Below are 1313 nucleotides of genomic sequence, written 5' to 3' on the forward strand. Positions count from 1 at the left end.
GCGAGGCTTTAGGAGAAGCTGCAACTTCTCCAAAAAGCTTGAAAATCATTTCAAAGCCTTTGATTTAGTGTTCTTTTATATCAATAATGGATTCGTTTAATGCCAGCATACTTTTTGAAACACCACCCAAAATTCAAATCCTGAATCCCCTATTTCAGGTATGTCTTTTCTTAATTTTTTATAAACACTCGATCACCAAATATTACATTTATTGTCACAATTTCACTTTTTAATTAACCTTAATGACATCCAAATTACATAAAAAGCACACTTAACCCTAATCTTTATATTTTTTTAAACTTGTGAAAGATTTTAATAATGTAAAAATCATGTTCATTAGTTCATAAATATTACTCCACTATTACTGTTTTTTTATCGATAACTCTTAATTTATTTAATCAATAAATCTGCTTCAACATCTCTCACTTAATTCATCATTTCATGTTTAACTACTTTCTACATTCACAGCATAAAAAAGCCCCATGCATTCACAAAGGGCTTTTATTTGGATTTATGTTATTCATCATTTAAGGGATATAACAATCCTTGATCAACACGATACTGACCACCTACACCAAAATCAATTTTTTGACTTTCTCCTTTCAACGTTGGAAAACCTACGATTTTTTCCAGTTGTGGTGAGCGTTGAAATGCTTTGAGTTGCGGGTTGTACATCCAGTATATAAAGCGTTTATCTTCAATTTTACGGGCTTCTGAAGTATCAGACAGTACAACATCGTAAAAGCCATCGAAATTCACATCAAGAAAACCAATACTATTTCCAAAGGCATTAAATCCTTCTAGCTTTTGAATCACTTGCCCATTATTTTTATTTATAACATCTACACGTTTTAGCGTTCGACCGTAAGGCTGATCTGCACCCTCCAAACCGTAGAATTTAAAAACCAATAATGGCTTATCTACTGCTTTAAATGCAGGTTCAAAGGTGACCGCTCTCTTTGTATTTGGATTTTTTAAATCACTAAGTTCAGCTTTAAATTGCCCCGAATTAGCATTCAAATTCCCCGTTAAAGTGTAGGGATTGGCTTCAGCTTGATCGGTGGACTGTAGTGAGATTAAATCGCCTTTTTGACTGCCTTTAAACATAGTCCTTGTTTGCTCTTGCAAATTACTCAAGGTTCCATGAGGATTCCAAATCCCTGCATATAAATCTAAAAAGTACGCCCTGAACCGTACCGGGTTTGTCGGAGACTTTTTTATTTAAGTTAGGCCACCTGACCTAACGGATTAATTTTATCATAGTACATTGCTTCAAAATCAAAAGGTGGCACATAACCTAGTGCACTATGTAC

General features: G+C 34.0%; 1 protein-coding gene and 1 pseudogene. One reads left to right on the forward strand and one right to left on the reverse strand.

Annotated features, from left to right (window positions below; genetic code table 11):
- A pseudogene (locus FTT84_RS17810) lies at positions 1 to 100 on the forward strand (IS1 family transposase); the annotation flags it as partial.
- A 416-nt stretch (positions 101 to 516) separates the two neighbouring features.
- Here the strand turns inward: FTT84_RS17810 and FTT84_RS17815 are convergent.
- On the reverse strand, positions 517 to 1107 hold the full coding sequence (locus FTT84_RS17815; RefSeq protein ID WP_180082034.1) for a hypothetical protein: 591 nt from the start codon (positions 1105 to 1107) through the stop codon (positions 517 to 519).
- Positions 1108 to 1313 lie beyond the last annotated feature (206 nt).

Origin of the sequence: Acinetobacter sp. YH01019 (assembly GCF_013420285.1) — a bacterium.
Classification (GTDB): domain Bacteria; phylum Pseudomonadota; class Gammaproteobacteria; order Pseudomonadales; family Moraxellaceae; genus Acinetobacter; species Acinetobacter gandensis.

Bases quoted from the DNA above. Each gene is read 5' to 3' on its own strand.
- FTT84_RS17815 (WP_180082034.1), bottom strand. From the start codon at position 1,107: ATGTTTAAAGGCAGTCAAAAAGGCGATTTAATCTCACTACAGTCCACC.